This is a genomic window from Aestuariivita sp. (genome assembly GCF_021404545.1).
Taxonomy (GTDB): Bacteria; Pseudomonadota; Alphaproteobacteria; order Rhodobacterales; family Rhodobacteraceae; genus Aestuariivita.
Genome location: NZ_JAAWWD010000089.1, coordinates 1 through 1,042, shown reverse-complemented (window position 1 = coordinate 1,042; position 1,042 = coordinate 1). Strand labels below are relative to the sequence as shown.

Below are 1,042 nucleotides of genomic sequence, written 5' to 3'. Positions count from 1 at the left end.
TTTACCGTTGTCCGCTTGGTTCCCCCACCCTGTGGGGTCCGTGCGGCCATACGGGTCGTGGTCTGTCCCGCCAGACAGCCCGTCATTGACTGGCAGAACACTGCGTGGCTTCGCATTGGTCCGTTCCGGATGGGATGCCGTCTGAGAATTCTTTTGGCGTCGATCCGGCCAAGTGGATTTCGAGCGTCAGCGAGCAGTTCGACGCCGAGGAGTATCACGAGGATTTTCTCGAAGCGGTCAAGCTCGAGATGTATTCGGACCCAGTGTTCTGCTTTACCCCCAAGGGCGATGTGATCAAACTTCCGGGTGGGGCCACGCCGATTGATTTTGCCTATGCCATTCACCCCTGGATTGGTCATGCCTGTGTCGGGGCCAAGGTGGACGGGATGCGCGTGCCGCTCTGGACGCGGGTCAAGAATGGCCAATCGGTCGAGGTGATTACCGCCGACGGGCAGACGCCACAGGCAACATGGCTTGATATTGCCCCCACCGGCAAGGCCCGCGCCGCCATCCGGCGGGCTCTGCGCGAGCTGGACCGTGATCGCTATATCAAGCTGGGGCGGGAATTGGCGCGTTCGGCGTTCGAGCATGTGGGCAAGAAGGCCACCGACAAAGCCTTGGAGGCTGCGGCGCGCACGCTGCGTCTGCGGGATGCCGATGAGGTGCGCGCGCGTTTGGGCAGTGCCGAGTTGACCGCGCATCAAGTGTTGCATGCCGTTTACCCGGATCTCATGCCTGAGGCGGGCAATGAGGTGACGCGCGACCGCGCGGTGATCGGTCTGGGCGCGGATCAGAGTTTTGGGCGGGCCCGCTGCTGTCGGCCGTTGCGGGGCGAGGGGATCGTGGGCGTCCCCTATCGCGGGCGGGGGGGGGGGGCCCCTGATGCTCCGAGCTGGGAAACCGTTGGCCATGGGTTGCGCACCCGGCCTTTTCGCTGGTGACCGGGTTCGGCACACCGGGGGGGGGGGTCGAGGTCGAGCAGGGGGAGTGGGGCCGGTGGGGGGACGAGTTGGAGCGCACCTGGGGCGTGGGGGGGGGGGGG

Annotated in this window: 1 pseudogene; it reads left to right on the top strand. The window is 65.6% G+C overall.

What is annotated here, in order from left to right:
• Window positions 1–83: 83 nt before the first annotated feature.
• Window positions 84–869, top strand: a pseudogene (locus HEP69_RS23495) (RelA/SpoT AH/RIS domain-containing protein); the annotation flags it as partial.
• Window positions 870–1,042: the final 173 nt, after the last annotated feature.